14 protein-coding genes and 3 pseudogenes are annotated in these 21,200 nt (G+C 48.2%); 16 read left to right on the forward strand and 1 reads right to left on the reverse strand.

All coding sequences use genetic code 11. The annotated features are described in order from the left end of the window. Nucleotides 1-107: 107 nt before the first annotated feature. The 4 genes and pseudogenes from DFR26_RS10615 to DFR26_RS10625 all read left to right on the forward strand — a co-directional run. A pseudogene (locus DFR26_RS10615) lies at nt 108-1,025 on the forward strand (5'-nucleotidase); the annotation flags it as partial. 2 nt (nt 1,026-1,027) lie between these two features. Beyond that, nucleotides 1,028-1,864, forward strand: a complete 837-nt coding sequence (locus DFR26_RS10620; protein WP_116208962.1) for a hypothetical protein — start codon at nt 1,028-1,030, stop codon at nt 1,862-1,864. Between the two features lie 445 nt (nt 1,865-2,309). After that, nucleotides 2,310-2,462: a hypothetical protein gene (locus DFR26_RS11115; protein ID WP_181899056.1), complete on the forward strand. Its 153-nt coding sequence runs from the start codon at nt 2,310-2,312 to the stop codon at nt 2,460-2,462. 32 nt (nt 2,463-2,494) lie between these two features. After that, nucleotides 2,495-3,177, forward strand: a pseudogene (locus DFR26_RS10625) (IS6 family transposase). A 121-nt stretch (nt 3,178-3,298) separates the two neighbouring features. Here the strand turns inward: DFR26_RS10625 and cadR are convergent. Next, entirely contained in the window at nt 3,299-3,727 is a 429-nt protein-coding gene (cadR, locus tag DFR26_RS10630) for a Cd(II)/Pb(II)-responsive transcriptional regulator (RefSeq protein ID WP_116208963.1), read from the reverse strand. An 82-nt stretch (nt 3,728-3,809) separates the two neighbouring features. Here cadR and DFR26_RS10635 point away from each other — a divergent pair, with 82 nt between their 5' ends. From DFR26_RS10635 to DFR26_RS10690, 12 genes and pseudogenes are all read left to right on the forward strand, one after another. Next, nucleotides 3,810-6,110, forward strand: coding sequence for a heavy metal translocating P-type ATPase (locus tag DFR26_RS10635; protein ID WP_116208964.1), 2,301 nt, complete (start codon nt 3,810-3,812; stop codon nt 6,108-6,110). A gap of 815 nt (nt 6,111-6,925) precedes the next feature. Further along, on the forward strand, nt 6,926-8,158 hold the full coding sequence (locus tag DFR26_RS10645) for a TolC family protein (protein WP_116208966.1): 1,233 nt from the start codon (nt 6,926-6,928) through the stop codon (nt 8,156-8,158). After that, the gene (locus tag DFR26_RS10650; protein ID WP_116208967.1) at nt 8,155-9,357 is read left to right on the forward strand and encodes an efflux RND transporter periplasmic adaptor subunit; all 1,203 of its coding nucleotides are present in this window, start codon (nt 8,155-8,157) and stop codon (nt 9,355-9,357) included. The genes DFR26_RS10645 and DFR26_RS10650 overlap by 4 nt, the downstream gene beginning before the upstream one ends. Before the next feature lie 29 nt (nt 9,358-9,386). Continuing rightward, the gene (locus DFR26_RS10655) at nt 9,387-12,593 is read left to right on the forward strand and encodes an efflux RND transporter permease subunit (protein WP_116208969.1); all 3,207 of its coding nucleotides are present in this window, start codon (nt 9,387-9,389) and stop codon (nt 12,591-12,593) included. 167 nt (nt 12,594-12,760) lie between these two features. Continuing rightward, nucleotides 12,761-12,922: pseudogene (locus DFR26_RS10660) on the forward strand (IS6 family transposase); the annotation flags it as partial. 157 nt (nt 12,923-13,079) lie between these two features. Beyond that, entirely contained in the window at nt 13,080-13,355 is a 276-nt protein-coding gene (locus tag DFR26_RS10665; RefSeq protein ID WP_245953067.1) for a HigA family addiction module antitoxin, read from the forward strand. A gap of 760 nt (nt 13,356-14,115) precedes the next feature. Continuing rightward, a complete protein-coding gene (locus tag DFR26_RS11050) occupies nt 14,116-14,550 on the forward strand; it encodes a hypothetical protein (protein ID WP_147300295.1) in 435 nt (144 codons plus the stop codon). A gap of 151 nt (nt 14,551-14,701) precedes the next feature. Then, complete coding sequence (locus DFR26_RS10670; protein ID WP_116208971.1) at nt 14,702-15,817, forward strand: efflux RND transporter periplasmic adaptor subunit; 1,116 nt, start codon at nt 14,702-14,704, stop codon at nt 15,815-15,817. Between the two features lies 1 nt (nt 15,818). Next, nucleotides 15,819-18,902: an efflux RND transporter permease subunit gene (locus tag DFR26_RS10675; RefSeq protein WP_116208973.1), complete on the forward strand. Its 3,084-nt coding sequence runs from the start codon at nt 15,819-15,821 to the stop codon at nt 18,900-18,902. Beyond that, nucleotides 18,895-19,200 carry a DUF3240 family protein gene (locus DFR26_RS10680; protein ID WP_181899057.1) on the forward strand — a complete coding sequence of 102 codons (306 nt, stop codon included), beginning with the start codon at nt 18,895-18,897 and terminating at the stop codon, nt 19,198-19,200. The genes DFR26_RS10675 and DFR26_RS10680 overlap by 8 nt, the downstream gene beginning before the upstream one ends. Continuing rightward, the gene (locus DFR26_RS10685) at nt 19,197-20,438 is read left to right on the forward strand and encodes a TolC family protein (protein ID WP_116208977.1); all 1,242 of its coding nucleotides are present in this window, start codon (nt 19,197-19,199) and stop codon (nt 20,436-20,438) included. The genes DFR26_RS10680 and DFR26_RS10685 overlap by 4 nt, the downstream gene beginning before the upstream one ends. Further along, nucleotides 20,428-21,189: a HupE/UreJ family protein gene (locus DFR26_RS10690; RefSeq protein WP_425453374.1), complete on the forward strand. Its 762-nt coding sequence runs from the start codon at nt 20,428-20,430 to the stop codon at nt 21,187-21,189. Before DFR26_RS10685 ends, DFR26_RS10690 begins: the two co-directional genes overlap by 11 nt. Nucleotides 21,190-21,200 lie beyond the last annotated feature (11 nt).

Raw genomic sequence — 21,200 nt, forward strand, 5'->3', positions numbered from 1 at the left:
TCGTTGATGGGGGGTTTGTCCTTGCTCATGGTGTCTCCGGTCTGATGCGACAGTGTCGCTTGGTAGACCGGTTACACAAAGTCTAGGACACCCTCGAAGCAGACAGTGTCTTCAAAGCAAAAGGCGAAGAGGGCTATCGTCAGTATCAGCGTGAACATCAGTTGAATATTTTGGGTAAAGGCGTGGCGTTCCCTTTTATCCAACGACTGTTGTCGATCAACGAGATTCGGCCAAATGACCCACCAATTGAGGTGGTGTTGCTGTCCCGTAATGATCCTGAGACTGGGCTCAGAGTTATGAACTCAATCAAGCATCACGGACTCGACATATCGCGCGCAGTATTTTTGCAAGGTGGTAATCCTCACAAATACATTCCAGCATTATCAATATGTTTGTTTCTCTCCGCTAACGAATCAGATGTGCGCCAGGCTATAGATGCCGGATATCCAGCTGGCCAAGTATTACCTTCAGCTAACAATGATGACATTGCGGACAAAGAGTTACGTATTGCGTTTGATTTTGACGGCGTATTGGCAGACGACGAATCAGAGTCAGTTTTTCAAGCCAATAATGACCTTGGTGAGTTTAATAAGCATGAGCATGGCAAGCGAGACACCCCACATAGTCCTGGCCCTCTAAAGAGCTTCTTATCGAAGTTATCTAGCGTTCAAGAACTTGAAAAGATGTATGCAAAAGCTAATAAAAGCTATGAACCACGGATTCGAATATCGATTGTGACTGCGAGAGGTGTTCCTTCTCATGAGCGTGTAATGAATACGATGCGAAGCTGGGGGATCACGGTCAATGAAGCTTTGTTTCTCGGAGGCATTGAGAAGTCAAAAGTGTTGTCCGTGCTCGACTCACATATTTTCTTTGATGACCAAAGAGCTCATTTAGATTCAACGGCGGCGATTCTTCCGTCTGTTCACGTACCGTTCGGAGTAACAAACAGCGCAGTCGAAAAACCAATGACTGTGGCAAATACAGCAGAGCTACAACACTTAGGTATGGCAGAGGAGCAGTAAAAATGCGGATTTGGAACGAACGAGATCATGGAAAACATGCAGACTCTCTCGCTCGATTGGCTATGGCTGCTAAAGATGCATTGCCTTCTTGCAATATAGGAAGTAGTGGAGCTGGTGAGATAACCATCAAATACGACCCGGACGCGCAACTAAAGGGTGTTCGATTTTCATCTTTTTATGTTCGCTCTATGGGGAAAGGCGACGGTGAGCTTTGGCGTGTAATGCGCAAGCTCAACAAAGAAGAAAATACTTGGGAATTTACGAATGTAGAGGAAATTGTTGATTTCATTGCCTCATATATTGCATCAGAAAAAGCTAATAACGGCCATGTTGATATTAAGCAAGTTGAGGCAGATCAGTTGTCGCGTGCTGAGCGAATAAGGCTCATTACATCAGAGATGACGTCACAGCTACTAGAGCACTTGTCTAAATTTAAAGAAACCACGGACGGGAGGCGGATTTTCAAGGAGTTGCTGAGCACGATGCTTTGGAAGTTTTCAGAAGCTGATGGAGCTAAGCATGGCAATAAGCGCTGGACACGCGATGCTCTTGATTGCTACGCAAAAGATAAACTGACTAAAAACTTGATTCATGAGCATACGATTCCGCGAAAAGTCCTCATTGAGGAGCTGATGTCGCTCGAAGCCATTGATCAAATCTCTATCCATGAGTTCCTATCAAAATTTTGCTTCGCCACCGTTGTTACAAAGGAAGAAGACGACCTTTTACGTAAGGCTGGATTGAATTCAAAAATGCCTACGGATTGGTCATTTGGAGACGATGATGTGATGGCTAGATATAAAGAGGCTAATTTATCACCTGTAAATATAAAAGACTGAGAATTGGCTTGTAAATATTCTAGAAATAGAATATTCGTAACCATTAACAGTTTCATATTGGCATCATGCGTAAGCTCACTATATGAGCCGGTGATGATATAGAGTTTAGCTTTTATATAAGAGGTGAACTAATGCTAAAAACTTGGGTGGTTAAGTACCAGCTTCTTCCAGATAATCGCTACCGTGAAAGACATGTGCAAGCTTTCAATCAAAGCGATGCTATAAAGGTTGCTAAGGCAGAGATGCCATCAGCTAGGATAGTTGGTGGGCCTCAAGAGTTAATAAAATAAGCTTGCAAGTCTTGCTGTATAAAGTATTTGGCTAAAGTTTTTATATATATTACGGTTTTTATAAGGGGGGTGAATGATAGATTTTCAAAGTAATATTAATAAATTATATAGGTTTATTCCGCATTAATTTTATAGATTATAAAGGGTAGCTAGATATGAAAGAATCAGTGATTTTTAAAGTAGTTGCAGTTTGTGATGGTAAAACAGTATATGAAGGAAGTTTGCTTGGCGATGCATTTCAGGGATTTGCAGGAAGCTTAGATGATATAAAGGAAAATGAAGGCTTGTTTGAGTTGATTGGGTACTGACAAGTTAACTCAACGCTTGTGATAATTCGCGTATGAGTACCTACAAAAGACACCGTTTTCATCACAGTATCATTAGCTATGCAGTCTGGGTCTATTATCGATTCAACCTGAGCTTTCGTGACATCGAGGATTTACTGGCAGAGAAGGGCATCTCTGTCAGTTATGAGGCGATCCGATTGTGGTGTATCAAATTCGGTCCTGCCTATGCTCGCAAGCTCAAGCATAAGCACGGCGGATTCGGCGATACGTTTTATCTTGATGAGGTATTCATCAAGATAAACGGAAAACAACACTACTTGTGGCGAGCCGTTGATCAAGATGGCGAAGTGGTCGATGTCTATGTTCAGAGTCGCCGTAATGGCGCAGCGGCTAGGCAATTTTTTAAGCGCTTGTTACGCAGCAATGGCGGTCCGCCACGAACGATAGTCACTGATAAATTGGCAAGTTATAGGGTTGCTAAACGCGAACTAATGCTTTCGCTCATCATGACACTAGTAAGTACGCCAACAATATGGCTGAACAATCGCATGAGTCGACGCGATTAAGAGAGCGAGGAATGCGACGGTTCAAGTCTCCGAACCAGGCCCAACTATTTCTAACGAATCATGCTGCAGTATCTAACTTATTTAATCTAGGCAGGCACCTAACTTCAGCAGGCCATTATCGCCGGAGTAGGACAGTTGCGTTTGCAACGTGGAGAGCGGTGGTTGCGTAGCGATGTTCGGGTCAACTATTGCTGAGCTAAGAAGTTAATTTGTCAGTACCGGCGCAAAGGTCAATTTTTGCTGTGCCTGGAAGTTAACTTGTCAGTACCGTTATGAGATGGTTTTGGCTTACTACAGATGAGTATGTCTATCATGCTGTGGTTCTGACTCCATTGAGGTCAGTCCTTGAAGAATGCCGCAAGTTATAATTGACTGTTTGTTTTGACATCGCCGACTAAGCTCGCTGAGTTTTTCTTTGAGCTGGGACAGTTCAGCTATGCGCAAGTCGACATGGTCGATGTGCTCATCAAGAAGTTGATTCACAGCACTGCAATCACCTGCAGGCTGAGTGACAAAACTCTGTAGTGCACGGATCTCCTCCAGTGTCATATCTAGTGCACGACAATTGCGAATGAAGCGTAGTTGATCGACGTGCACGCTTCCATAGTGACGATAGTTGCTTGCTGTTCGCGCGGGTGCTGGCAGAAGTCCAACTTTTTCGTAATAGCGCACCGTTTCTACGGTGCATTGTGCCTCGTGAGAAAGCTCTCCTATCTTCATTGATTGGACTCCAATACGCTTGACTCTAAAGTTACTTTAGGGTTTTGAATGAGAATCATACGATGAGAAATGGAGATTTACCATGACTAACCATTTAGATCATGATCACATTGAGGGTGGTGAGCTTGAGCAAAACCGAAGCTCAAATCATGAGATTGAAAACACTAAAGATTCAGCAATTGAGAGTAGCGACCTAATACCTTCTGTTTTGCTTGATGGCTCAGATGGTCAGTGTTGCTCTAGTACTCCAATTGCACTTAGCGACTTAGCAGAAACGGAAATGACGACGGACACCACCAGCACGTCCATACGTATTTTGCAGATGGACTGCCCTACCGAAGAGGCGCTTATCCGCAAGAGGCTAGCTGGTATGGTGCAGGTCAAGAGCCTAACGTTTAATTTGATGAGACGAGAGCTGACTGTAGTACATGCCTCGAACACACTGGCCCAAGTGTTGGAGGCCCTGCGCTCATTAGGTTTTCGACCTGAGTTGAGTGTTGATAGCGCCAAACCAGTCGATCGTAAGGAGGCAAAGACTTCTTGGTGGCCGTTAGCTTTGGCTGGGGTAGCGGCAGTATTGTCGGAAACTGTGAGCTGGATCGGGTTGCCGAGTGCACTATCTGCTATTTTTGCAATCGTGGCCGTTGCTGCATGCGGCTTGACCACCTATAAAAAAGGGTGGGTCGCGATTCGTAATGGCAACCTCAATATCAATGCATTAATGAGTATCGCCGTGACCGGTGCTCTTGCGTTGGGGCAGTGGCCGGAGGCTGCCATGGTGATGGTGTTGTTCACTATTGCTGAGCTGATCGAAGCTAAGTCACTTGATCGCGCGCGAAATGCAATTAAGGGGCTCATGGAGCTTGCTCCAGAAACAGCATCTGTGCAGCAGGCAGATGGCTCTTGGCAAGAGGAAAATCCCGGTACAGTGGCTGTAGGCAGCGTAGTGCGAGTAAAGCCCGGCGAGCGTATCGGACTTGACGGTGAAATTCTGAATGGTCATTCGTCGGTGAATCAAGCACCAATCACCGGGGAAAGTTTGCCGGTGGATAAGGCTGAAGGTGACCCGGTTTATGCGGGGACAATCAATGAGTCCGGCTCCTTTGAGTACCGAGTCACAGCGGCATCAAGTAATACGACCCTAGCTCGCATCATTCATGCCGTTGAGGAAGCACAGGGCGCTAAGGCGCCGACTCAGCGTTTCGTTGATCAGTTCGCCCGTGTTTATACACCGATAGTATTCGCCGTTGCGATAATGGTAGCTGTACTTCCACCGCTGTTGATGAATGGAGATCTGTTTGACTGGATCTACAAAGCATTAGTTTTGCTCGTCATCGCGTGTCCATGCGCGCTAGTGATTTCGACCCCAGTGACTATTGTCAGTGGGCTAGCCTCCGCCGCTCGCCAGGGTATCTTAATAAAGGGTGGGGTGTATTTGGAGGAAGGCCGCAAGCTCGTTTGGCTAGCACTTGATAAGACCGGCACTATCACACATGGTAAGCCTGTGCAGACTGACTTCAAAGTGCTTGCTGATATGGATGCAATTCACTGTCGTCAATTGGCAGTCAGCTTAGCTGGTCGCTCCGACCATCCAGTGTCACGAGCAGTAGCAAATGCTGTGAATCAATATGAGATTGAGCGGAAAGATGTCGCTTCTTTCGAGGCACTGCTTGGTCGCGGAGTGCGTGGCCTGATTGATGGTCAGTTGTACTCGTTGGGAAACCATCGCTTAGTGCATGATCTTGGCCTTTGTTCCCCTGAGCTAGAGGCACGTTTGAGTGAGTTGGAGCTCCAAGGGAAAACGGTCGTGATGCTTGTCGACGAAAAGCAGGTGCTATGCCTGTTTGCTGTAGCCGATACGGTCAAGAATAGCAGCCGTATGGCTATCGCTGAGCTGCATCGCTTAGGAATTAAGACTGTGATGCTTACCGGAGATAACTTGCATACTGCTAAAGCAATTGCTGACGAAGTAGGGGTCGATCAGGCTCGCGGTAATCAACTGCCCGAAGACAAATTGAGAGCAATTGAAGATTTCAGCGCTAAAGGTACAGTGGGTATGGTTGGTGATGGCATTAACGATGCTCCGGCACTTGCCCGTGCCAATATTGGGTTTGCGATGGGAGCTTTGGGCGCCGATAGCGCAATTGAAACAGCTGACGTTGCCTTGATGGATGATGACCTACGTAAAATACCTGCTTTCGTTAAATTGTCGCAGGCTACGCATTCAATATTGATCCAAAATATTACCTTGGCATTAGGTATCAAGTCTGTGTTCCTTGTGCTCACCCTAATGGGCGTGGGTACCATGTGGATGGCGGTGTTCGCTGATGTGGGGGCTAGCCTTTTAGTTGTAGGTAATGGGATGAGGCTGCTAAGAAAATAGTGTAGGTAGCAATCCCTGATAGGGTTTTGGCAGCAGTGTGAAGTGTCATTTGCTCCAGCTGAGTCTTGCAGTATGGTGTTTGGTTAGCTGATTCACTGATTTTGATTCCAGTAGTGTTGGTTTTTTGGGGCAAAACTGCTCGTAGGCTGCTAGTAAACGGTGAAAAGCTCGCATAAAAGTGTTGGCCATCCAAGAAGCTGCGAGCCAGTTTGCGAGGCTCCCCCCTACTGATAGCTGTCTTTGGGCTTTATGCGGGGATAAAGTCGGAATATTTGATGTAATTTGTGTATAGTTCTATTGGTATTTACTAATTTATAAGAGCCCTAGTGTAAGCATGATGTCAGCATCACAACAGTTAACCAAGAGGCGCCGGCTAACACTATCCTTGATGGTGATGCTGTTGCTGCATTGGACGTTTAGCTCTTGTACGGCGCTAGCTGACACTTTATGCCTTGAGCCTGATGGTGTGGTCGTTTGGGAGCACACTGGTGAGCCATGCCCTTCGGCAGTTGATGAGAAAAGCTCTGAGACACCCTGTGTGGACTTTCAGGCTCAAGATGGCCACAACGATCACGCATCGCTCTATTCGACGTTGCAATTATCAGATCCTCCAGCGCTTATTCAGCCTTTCTATACCAATCCCGCGTATATCTCAGGTGAGTTTTCTCAGCTGAAAGTTCCTGATGGCACTGGCCCTCCGGTAAAGCCGTTTTCCATCATTATCCGCGAAACCGCTTACCTACATATTTGATTTTCCCTGTTGACGTCTGGAGTCAGGCACGTGCCTGCCAACTTTTTGTCCTCAAGGAATTATCATGTACCGCTATTTTTCAGTTTTCACTTTGCTTTCTGTTTTGCTGTGCTCAACGACAGCAGCAGCGAGCTTAAGTCTAGTTGACGCTACTCAACGCGTACTGGCGAAGAATCCACAAACAGCCCTCAGTAATGCGCTGGAGGAGGCTGCGGCCGGCCGCACTGTGCAGGCCGGAGTATTGCCCAATCCAGAGCTGAGCTATGTGCTCGAGGATTTCTCTGGCGATACTCGACGCTCTACTGGCGATGCCACTACAACTTTCACTCTTAGTCAGCGATTTTCGTTGCCTGGCAAGCGCAGTGCTCGCCAGGCAGTTGCTGAAGATGAGCAAGCCCTTACTGCTCTTGATTCCCAAACTCAGCGTTTACGGCTGATTCGACTAACGCGTGAACGATATATCGATGCCGTGGCTGCTGAGGAGCAGCTCGATATAGCTGACCAAAGACTGGGCTTGGCCAAACAAACGCATGACTCTGTGTCGGCGCGAGTTAGTGCCGGGAAGGTCTCTCCAATAGAGCTGTCTAGAGCAACCGTTGCCATGAGGGGCGCGGAACGTGCTTTGAGGTTACAGAGTCAGTCTCGACTACTAGCGCAAAGGCGCTTAGCAGCGCTATGGGGCGAGGCTGAGCTTACTGAATCACTAAATGATGCGTTAGTGCTTCCTCAGCTATTAATTGAGCCAAATGAGCCGAGTGATAAAACTCCCATACTCAAGCAGGCGGATATTCGCGTGCAAAAGGAGCAGGCGGCAATGCGTTTAGCGCAAGCAGAGCGCGTGCCTGACTTCACACTCTCTGCGGGTATGAAGCGCGATGCTGGCACTCGTGATGAAAGTCTCCTCGTTGGTGTGTCCGTCCCGATTCCACTCTTCAATCGAAACCAAGGGGCTGTGCTTACTGCTAAGGCAAACGTTGTTGCTGCAGAGGCTGATCGGACGCTAATTAATCAGCAGTGGAGAACTCAGCGAGATCAACTTGAGACACAACGTACGGCAAGTTATCAGGAGGCTGAGCAGTTGCGCGACAATGTATTGCGCGTGGCTCGTGAGGCTGCCGAGGCGACTCAAGAAGGCTATAGCGCTGGAAAATTCTCACTACTCGATTTGCTTGATGCACAGCGCAGTCTAATCGACTCACAGAGCCAATATTTGGCGGCGAGACTCACATTTCATCAAAGCGATGCGGCACTCAATGAGCTGCTTGGCTTTGCTACATTTGCCGGAAGTACACTATGAAAATTATCAAAAATTTATTGCTTATATTCTTTTTCGTGATGATTGGCGCCGGAGCTGTCTGGTACATCATGGAGTACGGCCCGCTAGCTCAGGAGCATGAGCAACACACCTCAGCCTTACAGACTGAGCAAGCTGAAGATGAGCATGCTGACCCTCAATACGTGAAGCTCAATGAGGCTCAGTTAAAAGCCAATAGTTTGGCAATAGAAACTGCTGCTAAGGCTAATTTTGTCACGGCATTGGCCTTGCCTGGCCAGCTTGTATTGAGTACTGATCGCGAGGCACGTATTTCGTCTCCAGTATTAGGCACGGTTCGCTCCGCCCCCATTCAAATCGGAAGCAAGGTTCGAGCTGGTGATCTTTTGGCAACGATTGAAAGCGCACAGCTTTCAGATGCCTCTGCTCGGTTTTTGGCCGCGCGAGAGCGCTTCGCTTTGTCGCAATCGGTATTTACTCGTGAGAAATCGTTGTGGGAGAAAAAAATCAGTGCTGAGCAAGACTATCTAGCTGCTCGTGGCGCATTGGCGGAAGCCCGTATTGAGGTTCAGAGCGCACAGCAAAGTTTAATGTCATTAGGGCTCAGCGAGAAAAGTGCTCGCGAATTGAAGGCTGGTAGTCACTTGGCGAAATTTAGTTTAAGAGCCCCAATTTCAGGCACATTGCTTAGTAAGGATCTAACGATAGGTGAGGCTGTCGACAGTGAAAAACTCTTATTTAGAATTGCTGACCTGTCTGTGTTGTGGATTGACTTAGCTATTCCAGTAAGTGAGCTGGCCAGTGTGCGTGTAGGTCAATCAGTTTGGGTTCGTAATAAGTCTGGCCAAAAGACGCAAGGCAGCGTGATTTTTGTACAGCCTGAGCTAGACCCTGCCAGCCGAAGTGGCTCTGTGCGGGTGCAGATTAATAATTCGCAGGGCGATTGGCGATCAGGAGAGTTTGTCGACGCGTCCATACAAATGGGCGAGCCTAAGCTGGTGGTTAGTGTGCCTCAATCAGCTATTTTGATGATTGAAAATGAGCCATCAGTTTTTGTTGAGGGGGCTGCAGGGTTGACGCCACGTGCTGTTGTGCTTGGCAGTCGTAGCGGCGATCGCCAAGAGATTTTGAATGGCCTAAGTGAAGGTGAACGTTTTGCTACGGGTAATGTCTTTGTGCTCAAAGCCGATTTAGGTAAATCGGAGGCGGCACATGATGATTAATTTATTCAAGACTCAGCAGGAGCATCATCATGCTCGATAAAGTCATTAGTTTTTCTTTAGCGCATCGCTATTTGGTTGTCGTTCTAGTGCTATTGATGGCGGGCTTTGGCGTGTATTCGCTTCAAAAACTGCCTATCGATGCCGTGCCGGACATCACCAATAATCAAGTGCAAATAAACACCGTGCTTTCAGGTTTATCACCAGAGGACATTGAGAAGCAGGTGACATATCCAATTGAAAGTGCCTTGGCAGGTATTGCTGGCCTTCAATCAACACGGTCGTTATCTCGGAATGGCTTTTCGCAAGTCACGGCAGTTTTTAACGATGATGTTGACATTTACTTCGCAAGAAATCAGGTCACTGAGCGGCTGAATGAAGCTAAAGAGGCGCTACCTGATAAAGCATCACCTCGCATGGGTGCAATCTCTACCGGCCTAGGCGAAGTATATATGTGGGCCGTGAAATTTACGCACCCACAAGGTGAAGGTGCGGAGATTACCGATGGTCAACCGGGATGGCAGACGGATGGTAGTTATCTGACACCAGAAGGTGAATATTTGCGCAGTACAGTGGCGCAAGCCGCCTATTTGCGCACAGTGCAGGACTGGATCATTCGCCCGCAGTTAAAGGGGTTGCCCGGTATTGCAGGTGTAGACAGTATTGGCGGGTTCGCCAAGCAGTATCACGTTCAACCCGATCCACTGAAATTAAGAGCGTATGGTTTATCGTTGAACAATGTGGTTGAGGCATTGGAGGTAGCCAACCAAAGTCGCGGCGGAGGATATATAGAGTCGCGAGGCGAGTCATATCTGGTTCGTGTTGATGGCCGACTTAAAACTCTAAATGATATTGCCAATACCGTAGTCGCCACGCGAAGCAATACGCCAATTTACATGCGCGACATTGCCCGAGTGGAGATTGGGGAGGAGTTGCGTACAGGCTCGGCAAGCGAAAATGGCCAAGAGGCTGTTATTGGCACGGCTTTGATGCGTATTGGCGAAAACTCGCGCACCGTAGCCATAGCGGTTGATAAGAAACTCATTGAGATACGCCGTAGCCTGCCGCCAGGTATAGAGGCTCAGACGGTACTAAATCGTAGTAAGTTGGTGAATGCCACAGTCTCGACCATAGCTAAGAATCTTAGCGAAGGTGCACTGTTGGTCATTGCTGTGCTCTTTTTGATGCTTGGAAATGTGCGGGCTGCACTAATAGCAGCATTGGTTATTCCGTTGACGGTTTTACTAATGAGCACTGGCATGGTGAGGCTTGGTATTAGTGGAAATTTGATGAGCCTTGGCGCATTGGATTTCGGTCTAATTGTTGATGGCGCTATCATTATTGTTGAGAACTGTTTGAGCCGCCTGTCGGCTAGTCAACATCGAATGGGGAGGCCTCTGAGCCTTGAGGAGCGACTATCGGCTGTATTGGCTGCAACGCGTGAAATGGTTCGGCCTTCGGTGTTTGGACAGGCCATTATTATTACAGTTTACTTACCGATTCTAGCGCTGGAAGGTGTTGAAGGTAAGATGTTTCACCCGATGGCAGCGACCGTAATTTTGGCTTTATTGGCAGCTTTTATGTTGTCACTCACCTTGATTCCAGCACTAATTGGCATATTTTTTACTGGAACTATAGAGGAAAAAGAAGGGCGAATATTAGGCAGGGCAAACGCATTGTATAAGCCAGCTTTGTCTTGGTCGTTGCGTTGGCCAAGGAAAGTCATTGCTATTGCTTTAGGCTCATTTGCAATTGGATTACTGGTTTTTACTCAGCTCGGACAAGAGTTTGTTCCAACGCTTGATGAGAAAGATATCGCCATGCAAGCGCTGCGTATTCCTAGTACAGGTATTAAACAGTCGAGCCAAATGCAATTGCAGGTTGAAAATACAGTGAAGCAATTTAAGGAAGTTGCTTTTGTTTTCTCCAAAACCGGCACTGCTGAGATGGCGGCTGACCCTATGCCACCTAGCGCATCGGATACCTTTATTATTTTAAAACCACGAGAGCAATGGCCGAATCCAAATTTGACTAAGTCTGAGTTGATCGAACGCATTGAGCATAAAGTGGCTGAGTTGCCTGGTAATAACTACGAGTTTAGTCAGCCAATTCAAATGCGTTTTAACGAGCTGTTATCTGGTGTACGCGGCGATGTTGCTGTCAAAGTCTTTGGCGATGACTTTGCAAAAATGCTCGCTACCGCTAATCAGGTTGCTCAAGCGCTACGCAGTATTGAAGGATCAAGTGAAGTCAAAGTTGAGCAAGTTGAGGGCCAAACTTTACTCGATATCGATTTCGATCGTGATGCTTTGGCACGCTTGGGCCTTCGTATGGGAGATGTGCAAGATATGGTGACGGCAGCCATAGGTGGCCAGCAAGCTGGTGATATTTTTGAGGGTGATCGTCGCTTTGCAGTGATGGTTAGGCTGCCTGAGGCTGTACGTACCGATCTTGATCAGTTGCGCGCTTTACCAGTGGCTGTAGCAAGCACGGTTGCTGAGCAGCGCTTTATTACTTTAGGCAGTGTTGCCACGCTTTCGTTGCAAGATGGTCTCAATCAGGTCAGCCGAGAGGACAGTAAGCGCCGAATAGTTGTTGCCGCAAATGTCCGTGGCCGTGATTTGTCATCATTTGTGGAGGAGGCTCAGCAGCTCATTGAAAAGCAAGTACAGTTGCCAGCAGGCAGTTGGTTAGTGTGGGGTGGTCAATTTGAGAATCTTCAGGCAGCCAAGTCACGGCTTATGATTGTTGTCCCAGCTTGCTTTGGTCTCATTTTAATCTTGCTATTTATGGCGCTTGGTAGCGTTCGCCAAGCATTGTTAGTGTTTACAGCTGTGCCACTTGCCCTATCAGGTGGCGTCCTTGCGCTCTGGGCTTTTGGTATTGCCTTTTCTATTACTGCAGCAATTGGTTTTATTGCGCTTTCGGGCGTGGCTGTGCTCAATGGTTTGGTGATGGTCAGCCGAATTAATCAACTCCGTGAGGAGGGCGTGTCATTGAACACTGCTGTGGAGCAGGGCTCGTTGTCTCGTTTACGGCCAGTACTGATGACTGCGATGGTTGCCTCGCTCGGCTTTGTTCCTATGGCACTCGCCACAGGAACAGGCGCTGAGGTGCAAAAACCGTTAGCGATTGTTGTGATTGGCGGCTTAATTACTAGCACATTGTTAACTCTAGTAGCCTTGCCGGCAATGTATCGATTAATCGAGCATTGGAAAGAAGGGCGCCAGAAGGCCTAATTTCTACAATAGTCAATATGCTAGCAAGGCATCGGAGGCCAGCGCACGTTTCAGTATTGATCGTTGCGCTGGTGATTAACTTGGCTATGTTTAGCGTCGAAACAGTGGTGCATTATGGTATTAGCCTGGTACTGATAAGTTAACTCGCCGCTTGTGATAATTCGCGTATGAGTACCTACAAACGACATCGCTTTCACTCCAGCATCATCAGCTACGCAGTCTGGATCTATTACCGATTCAATCTGAGCTTCCGTGATATCGAAGACTTGCTGGCAGAGAAGGGTATCTCTGTCAGTTATGAGTCGATCCGATTGTGGTGTATCAAATTCGGACCTAGCTATGGTAATCCCCCCCAGAAATTAATCGGATTCAGAAGTCGAGATTTTTTGAATAAGTAGTAAAAGTTAAGGTGCCTCAAAGCGCACTGCAGGTGATGTATATTGGTCGACTATCATGGTTGACTCAAAGGGGAGAGCAAAGATGATGATGAATCCGCCACATCCCGGTAGCCTACTCCGTGCGGATGTTATTGAGGATCTTGGCATAACGCTGACGGATGCGGCTGGGCGATTGGGTATATCGCGTGGCGTGTTGTCACGAGTGTTAAATTGCCGAGTAGCAATCAGTGCTGATTTAGCCATCCGCCTTGAAATGGCAGGCGTCAGCACAGCCAGGGCTTGGCTTGCTATGCAGAGCAGCTATGATCTCGCACAAGCTATGCAGCACGTTCAGCGTACAGTTATGCCGTTGAGGTCGACCTAAATAAGTTGCTGACAAGATAGCTCGCTGGGTTGAGTTAACTTGTCAGTACCGCTTAACGTAGTCCAGCACATCGGCATCAACTCCTAGCGTGAGTTACTTTTTGTTCTCCTGTCCTAGCCGTATAGCGTTCACCCAAAAATCCTCGCCAAGTTCAGGAATATCAGTGTAATCAATAGCTGAGTCGGGTTTATTTTTCAGCGCAGCTAGCTCCGCTTTCTACTGTGCAGTTAGTGAAGCAAGGATGATAAGGTCAGAGCTAACGCTGACCTTATCATTCTCGTTCCTTTTCATTAGCACACCTCATTGAAATTATAGTGGTCAAGTAATGCCAGACACAGTTTATGCTTCGCTTATATCCATCTCGCTAGTGGGTTAAGTCCAGTGTGGGTTGCCAGAAGACATCTAATCTCAGCAGGCCATTATCGTCGGAGCAAGACGGCTGCGCTCGCGACGTGCAGATCGGTGGTTGCGACGATTCGCCTTGCCAAGTAGCTATGAATTCTTGCAGTACTCAAGTCGAGAGATGCGTCTAAGTGTCGATGCGCTCACAAATTTGTACAAAAAAGTTACGAGTGAGCATACGATTTTGTCACTTCATTTTTCGCATTTGCTCACGATTATAATAAGCCGAGTGCGACCAGTTGACTGAAAATGGTACGAGCCCAAGGTACTGACAAGTTAACTTATCAGTACCTTGGCTGTGCTTGTTAAGCAAGCTGATATCGTTATAGTATCCGCTACATGCTCTTGGGGTGGTTGCATGCAATCTTCTAGATATATTCATTGTTTCAGTCTGTTTGCCTACTTGTGGGTCGCTGTCGGCTTGTCCGAATTTGCCCTGATGGCCTGGCTTACAGTTGACCATCATGAAGTATCTTCCTCGATAGAAGGCTCTGGGCAACGAGTAGTTTTGCATCACCACACTGGCAATCACGAGTCAGTAACCAGCACTGCGGTCGGCACTGACGAGCACTTCGATCACATATTAGATATGCCAGATCAGGCTGATACCTTGGTTCCGGCATCAATTCTAAATAAAGTAGAATTGGCCAAAGTAGCTCTTACAACCATTCCTGCTGCCTTATCGCAAATTCATACGACCTTCTCCTTGGTCAGCCAGCTATCTGCGCAGCCTCCACCACTATCTCGAAATCAAACTCTGTCGTTCTTCCGAACTATTCTGCTTCTGATTTAATACCACTCCTCAGACCACAACTCTCTGTGGTCACACTTCGTTTCGCGCAACTTTTACTGCCGCGAAAGCGAATATCTGCGACTGACTGAGTCGCTAAGTGTTCCCAACATATATTTCCAAGGCATTTGCCTAATTTTTATTGGAATGACAAATGAACCATCCAAAACGATGCAGCTTTATGCTGTGCGTGCTGGCGTATGCCTGTGCATTTTCAGGCGGACTGCTAGCAGCTCCAGCATCAGAAATTTTAGTTAGCGATAAGCAGTTACGGACAATAGGCATCACACTTATGCCTTTGACTGCTTCAAGTGAAAGCGGCAAGGCGTTGTATCCAGCAAAAGTTGTTCTGCCCGTTGGTAGTGAGTTTGTCGTTAGCGCGCCAGTAAACGGCATGATAAGCCAAGTCTTAGTGGAGCCAGGTCAAGCCGTAAAGCGAGGGCAGCTCTTGCTGCGCATTAGTAGTCCAGAGCTGGCCAAGCTACAGCTAGATCTGCTTCAGGCAGCTAATCGGTCTAGGCTAGCAGGGCGGACTGCAGCTCGTGAGGATCGCCTGCTCAAGGAAGGTATTATTTCAGAGCGCCGCCAACAAGAAGCTGCCAGTGCTCGCATTGATGCCGCAGCTACTTTAAGTCAGGCACGCGCCGCTTTGGCGTTTACTGGCATGAGTTCGCCAAGCATTGAGCGCATCATTCGCACCAATAAATTGGAAGATAGTTTGACCTTGGTGGCTCATACAACAGGCGTTGTAATGAGTGTTTCAGCCCGACCAGGGCAGCGAGTGGAGTCATCAAGCCCATTGCTATCCGTCGCAGCTTTAGGCGACTTATGGCTTGATATTCAATTGCCTTCTGCTCAAGCCAACAGCATTTCGTTACAAGCAAAAGTTACTATTCCTGGGCGAGATGTACAGGCTCAAGTCGCCAGTATCGGCTCTGTTGTCGGTAGCGCTCAAACCGTGACAGTACGTGCTCGAGTCTTGTCGAAAGCGTCCGACTTGCGTGCAGGTGAGTTCATTCAAGTAGCCTTGCCAGTGAGTCAGGAGGCTGGATCTTGGAGCTTGCCGTTAGCTGCTTTAGCGCGCCAAGGGGAGAGCGCCTACGTTTTTGTGCGAACTGCAAAAGGCTTCACAGTCAGGCCAGTGAAAATCATCGCGAGCGCAGGTCAAAAAATTCGTGCTCAAGGCGAATTAAAAGCAGGTGATCAAGTTGCTGTTTCAAGTGTAGTGACACTAAAGGCTGCTTGGTTGGGCGAGAGCGGAGGCGAATGACATGCTTGCTCGTCTGATCCAATTTGCATTAGCGCAACGCTTATTCATTCTGATTGCGACCATCATTATGGCTGGTGCGGGCTGGTACGCCTTTCACCAACTGCCCATTGATGCCTTTCCTGATGTATCCAGCACTCAAGTAAAAGTCATTATGAAGGCTCCGGGTATGACGCCGGAGGAAATTGAAAGTCGTATCGCTATACCCATTGAAGTGGAAATGTTGGGGATACCTCAGCAGAAGATTTTACGCTCTGTCACTAAGTACGGGCTTGTAGATGTCACGATCGATTTTCAGGATGGCACAGATATTTACTGGGCTAGACAGCAGGTTGCTGAGCGTCTAGGCGGCATCATGGGCGATCTACCGAGTGGTATCAGTGGAGGTATGGCTCCTATCACCACTCCGTTGGGCGAAATGTTTATGTTCACGGTGGAGGGAGGAAATCTAAGCTTGGCCGAGAGACGTAGCCTCCTCGACTGGGTGATTCGACCTGCGCTGCGTACGGTTCCAGGAGTCGCCGATGTTAATGCCCTTGGAGGTGTCGTTCGCAGCTTCGAAGTGATTCCAGATGCGGTGAAATTGGCGGCAACAGGTGTCACGCTTCAAGGCTTGAGGGACATTATCGAAGCCAATAATCGTAACGATGGAGCGGGACGCTTAGGTGAAGGCGATGAAGTGCTACTGGTTCGAGCCGAAGGTAGCATTAAGAACTTGGAGGATCTGCGTGCCATCGTCATCAAGGCGAATGATGGTATTCCCGTTCGCCTAGGAGACATTGCAGACGTTCGAATTGGCACGCTGACTCGTTATGGTGTCGTAACACAAGATGGTAAGCGGGAGGCTGTTCAGGGCTTAGTGCTTGGCCTTGCGGGAGCCAACGCTCAGAAAGTTGTCGAAGGTGTTACACAGAAACTAGCAGAAATTCAGCCTAGTCTGCCCAAGGGTGTACGACTTGAGGTTTTCTATAACCGCGCAGCACTAGTTGAGAAAGCGGTGGGCACTGTCGCAAAAGCCTTGTTAGAGGCAACTGTGTTGGTGCTTGTGCTGTTGGGGCTATTTCTTGGGAATCTCAGAGCAGCGGTGACGGTAGCACTGATTTTACCACTGGCTGCTCTGGCAACCTTCATCCTCATGCATGGCTTTGGCATGTCCGCAAACCTGATGAGCTTGGGTGGCTTGGCTATTGCGCTAGGCCTACTCGTGGATGGTGCCGTCGTTGTTGTGGAGAACGTGGTTCAGCATATGGCCCATGACCGCACAGCAGGCAAGCTACCTCGTATGCATATTGTTTATCGTGCGGTGCGAGAGGTCTCGGTCCCTGTGACAGCGGGTATCTTGATTATCATCACTGTTTTCTTGCCGCTACTGACTTTGCAAGATTTGGAGGGAAAGTTTTTTGTGCCGGTGGCGTTGACCATCGTATTTGCATTGACGGCTTCGCTTCTACTGTCATTGACAATCATCCCTGTACTTTCTTCCTACCTCTTAAAGAAAGTAAATCATGAGGAGCCATGGCTGCCAAGAAAGCTGTTGTCTTGGTACGAGCCAATTTTTGACTGGTCTTTTAAGCATCAAAAAGTAGTCATGGGCGGTGCTGGCCTGATGCTCATTGCCGCTTTAGGTGTCTATAGCCAAGTCGGTAAAACCTTTATGCCGACGATGGACGAGGGCGACATTATTGTCGGTATCGAAAAGCTACCGTCGATTAGCCTCGAAGCTTCGGCAGAGTTAGACCTGAGGGTACAACAAGCCATCATGAGTGCCATTCCAGAGGTTACCGGCATAGTGGCTCGTGCGGGCTCGGATGAAATCGGCTTAGATCCGATGGGACTAAACCAGACAGACACTTTTTTGATCCTGAAGCCACGTAATGAGTGGAGCATGGATGGAAAAGAAGAGTTAATCGTCAAGTTGCGTCAAGTATTGGATGAGTTGCCGGGCATCAAATACAGCTTTACTCAACCCATCGACATGCGTGTTTCCGAGATGATCATCGGTGTCCGTGGCGATATTGCGGTCAAAGTATTCGGTCCTGATCTAGCCACACTAAACTCACTGGCTGGACAGATTGAAGAGCTGATCAAGACCGTTCCGGGCAATCAGGACGTTTACACCGTAGAGAATGAAGGTGTGCAGTATTTGCGCGTGATAGTGGATCGAATGGCCGCAGGTCGCTACGGACTTTCTGTAGAAGATGTGCAAGATGTGTTGCGTACACAGGTCGAGGGTATGCGCGCTGGTACCGTAATCGAGAACGGTATGCGTACACCATTGATTGTGCGTGGCCCCGAAATGGTGAGGCTGTCACCAACTGAGTTCGCCGCACTGCATGTCACTACGGCATCCGGAGATAGTGTCCCGCTGACTAGCTTAGCTCAATTAGAGCGAACTAATGGTCCCGTCAAAATTGACCGTGAGCTCGGTAGCCGTTACTCCGTTGTCATTGCAAATGTTACCGGTCGAGATCTAGTTGGCTTTGTGGAAGACGCTAAGAGCGTCGTGAAGACGAAGATAAAGTTACCTACCGGCTATCGCATTAGTTGGGGGGGGCAGTTTGAGAATCAGCAGAGAGCCTCGGCTAGGCTAATGCTAGTAGTGCCCTTGGCTCTTGGTTTGGTATTCCTCTTACTTTTCTCTACCTTCCGATCAGTTCGTCAAGCACTGCTCGTGCTCAGCAATATTCCCTTTGCACTCGTTGGCGGCATCGTCGCGCTCTGGTTAACAGGCGAGTATCTGTCTGTTCCTGCGTCAGTGGGCTTCATTGCTCTGTTAGGTATTGCTGTACTCAATGGCATTGTATTGGTCAGCTACTTTAATCAGTTGCGTGAAGAAGGCGTAAGCCTAAGCGAAAGTGTTCGACTGGGTGCCAGACGACGTTTGCGACCCGTTTTGATGACTGCTTCGATTACAGCCTTTGGCTTAATCCCTCTGCTCTTCGCTACCGGGCCAGGCTCCGAAATTCAACGGCCACTTGCCATTGTGGTTATCGGCGGTCTGATTACGGCTACCGCATTGACGCTTATTTTGCTGCCAATCCTATATCAGCGCTTTGCCTATGCTCATCAGGAGTTACCTCATGAATAAGTCGCTGATACTGACGTTGGTGTGCTCGCCAGAGCTCGACGAGAAGCTGCTGGATCAACTGCTGATTACTTGTCCGTCTGCTGTATTCACTAGCCAAGAAGTTGCCAGTCATGGCCTCGATCATCAGCTATTTAATCCAGCTGAGCTAGTGATGGGGCGAAGCAAAAGTGTGCAAGTTCAAATCTTGCTTACTGCACGCGAGCTTGAGGAGCTGATGATTATTTTACGTGACGAATTCAATGATGTTGGTCTGCGCTACTGGATTATTCCTGTCGCGGACTCTGGAGAAATCAAATGAAGTCATTCTTGGCTCTTGGTTTGTTATTGATTATGCCCGCAGCTTTTGCTGATGAGTTTCCGACTCCGCCCGACCTGCCGCCGACTCCTTTGGCTCGACAATTACTGAGTCTTGATCCACATGTCAAAGGTGCACGTGCGGCAAAAAGCATGGCTGAGACCGATGCGCGCCATTTACGAGCTTCCAATTATGAGTGGTCGGTACGTTTGAGTGGTCAGCAGCGCCGCTATGACGTAGGAGGAAAATCAAACGAATGGAATGTCGAGCTTCAGAGGCCATTTCGTCTGCCAGGCAAAGCATCGCTGGATAAACGCATCGGCGAAGCTGGCTTGAGTGAGGCTGAGGCTGGGATTGGTGAGTCTACGCATGAGGCAGCCCGAGCGTTGGTAGAGCGCTGGATGTTGTGGCTAGGAGCTATCGAGCGTCATCGTCTATTGCAGGAGCAAGAGCAGCTAGTTTTGGCTAGTCGACAGGCGGTTGGCAAGCGAGTCGAGGCTGGCGATGCATCTCGTTTAGAGAGCAGTTTAGCTGCAACAGAGCTGGCGGTAGCGCGACGCATGAAAAGCGAGGCTAAAGCGGCCGAGGCTCAAGCCATCGCTCGTCTGCAGGCTCATTTTCCTGGGATAGATACCACCTCACCACCGCGTCTTGCTGACCCAGTATTACCGGAGGGAGATCTGGTGCAGTGGCGTGCACGTATTTTGGAACACAGTGATCCTATTCGAATTGCTAGGGCCAAAGTAGAGAGGCTTAACCAGCAAGCTGAGCGTGCTCAAGCTGATCGCTTACCAGATCCAACGGTAGGTATTTTTACGAGCTCTGAAGTGTTCCAGCAGGAACGTGTCATCGGCCTCAATGTCTCTATTCCTATTCCGGGGAGTCATCGCTCTCTTGTGGCGAAAAAGGCTCAACAGGCCGTGGCTTTAGCTGAGCAAGAGTTGGAAAGCGAGAGCCGTCAGCTAGTTGCTGAGATAGAGGGAGGATATGCCGCTGCTCATGGCAGTCATAGTGCTTGGCTTGCTGCTGAAGATGCGGCGTCGGCTGCAAAGGAAAGTGCCGCGTTGATGACAAAGGCATACAGCCTAGGCGAGGCTGACCTACAGTCACGGCTACTGTCACAGCGCCAAGATATTGCTGCAGCTGAGGCAGCACTTGATGCAAAGGTTTCTGCCTTAAGGGCGTATTACTTATTACTAGTGGATGGACATTATTTATGGGACCTTGCTCATGAGGATTAATTTTTCATTACTAAGTTCTAGCGGCATAGAGCGCGTATCTAGAAACTTAAGCTCAATGCTTGGTGTTAAGGCCTTTGGGTTTTTATCAATCAGTCTTATGTTCCTGATGCTAATGCCAGATGCATTTGCTCATGGTGTGGCCGAAGGTGATAAAGCATTTCTTGAAAGAAGTAACGGCATGCAGTTACTTCTATTCATTTATTTAGGTGCTAAGCACATGGTTACTGGCTATGACCATCTGCTATTTCTTGCAGGTGTCATTTTCTTTCTATATCGAATGAAGGATGTTGGCATCTATGTGACTTTGTTTGCTGTTGGTCACAGTGTCACGCTTTTGTATGGCGTACTCAGCGAGACAGATGTTAACCCCTATGTTGTCGATGCAATTATCGGGTTTTCCGTAGTCTATAAAGCACTTGATAATTTAGGTGCTTTTCGCCGTTGGTTTGGGTTTCAGCCTAATACCAAGGCGGCTGTTCTCATTTTTGGACTCTTTCATGGGTTTGGACTGGCTACGAAAATCCAAGACCTTGGGCTATCCGATGATGGGCTAGTCCCCAACATTATTGCGTTTAACGTTGGGGTGGAGATAGGGCAGCTCATGGCACTGGGTGTCATTCTGATTGTGATGAATTTTTGGCGCAGAACAGACTTTTTCCCTCGCCAAGCATTCGCAGCCAATGTGCTTTTAATGAGTGCCGGTTTCATGCTGATGGGATATCAGCTGATTGGCCTATATACATCATCTTAAGGAGATTAATT

The sequence above is a fragment of the Paraperlucidibaca baekdonensis genome (assembly GCF_003387535.1).
Taxonomy (GTDB): Bacteria; Pseudomonadota; Gammaproteobacteria; order Pseudomonadales; family Moraxellaceae; genus Perlucidibaca; species Perlucidibaca baekdonensis.

What these genes read in the sequence shown, in the direction of transcription:
- DFR26_RS10675 (WP_116208973.1), top strand. Translation starts at nt 15,819, where the DNA reads ATGCTTGCTCGTCTGATCCAATTTGCATTAGCGCAACGCTTATTCATT.
- DFR26_RS11115 (WP_181899056.1), top strand. Translation starts at nt 2,310, where the DNA reads ATGAAAGAATCAGTGATTTTTAAAGTAGTTGCAGTTTGTGATGGTAAA.
- DFR26_RS10655 (WP_116208969.1), top strand. Translation starts at nt 9,387, where the DNA reads ATGCTCGATAAAGTCATTAGTTTTTCTTTAGCGCATCGCTATTTGGTT.
- DFR26_RS10645 (WP_116208966.1), top strand. Translation starts at nt 6,926, where the DNA reads ATGTACCGCTATTTTTCAGTTTTCACTTTGCTTTCTGTTTTGCTGTGC.
- DFR26_RS10620 (WP_116208962.1), top strand. Translation starts at nt 1,028, where the DNA reads ATGCGGATTTGGAACGAACGAGATCATGGAAAACATGCAGACTCTCTC.
- DFR26_RS11050 (WP_147300295.1), top strand. Translation starts at nt 14,116, where the DNA reads ATGCAATCTTCTAGATATATTCATTGTTTCAGTCTGTTTGCCTACTTG.
- DFR26_RS10680 (WP_181899057.1), top strand. Translation starts at nt 18,895, where the DNA reads ATGAATAAGTCGCTGATACTGACGTTGGTGTGCTCGCCAGAGCTCGAC.
- DFR26_RS10635 (WP_116208964.1), top strand. Translation starts at nt 3,810, where the DNA reads ATGACTAACCATTTAGATCATGATCACATTGAGGGTGGTGAGCTTGAG.
- DFR26_RS10665 (WP_245953067.1), top strand. Translation starts at nt 13,080, where the DNA reads ATGAATCCGCCACATCCCGGTAGCCTACTCCGTGCGGATGTTATTGAG.
- DFR26_RS10685 (WP_116208977.1), top strand. Translation starts at nt 19,197, where the DNA reads ATGAAGTCATTCTTGGCTCTTGGTTTGTTATTGATTATGCCCGCAGCT.
- DFR26_RS10690 (WP_425453374.1), top strand. Translation starts at nt 20,428, where the DNA reads ATGAGGATTAATTTTTCATTACTAAGTTCTAGCGGCATAGAGCGCGTA.
- DFR26_RS10650 (WP_116208967.1), top strand. Translation starts at nt 8,155, where the DNA reads ATGAAAATTATCAAAAATTTATTGCTTATATTCTTTTTCGTGATGATT.
- DFR26_RS10670 (WP_116208971.1), top strand. Translation starts at nt 14,702, where the DNA reads ATGAACCATCCAAAACGATGCAGCTTTATGCTGTGCGTGCTGGCGTAT.
- cadR (WP_116208963.1), bottom strand. Translation starts at nt 3,727, where the DNA reads ATGAAGATAGGAGAGCTTTCTCACGAGGCACAATGCACCGTAGAAACG.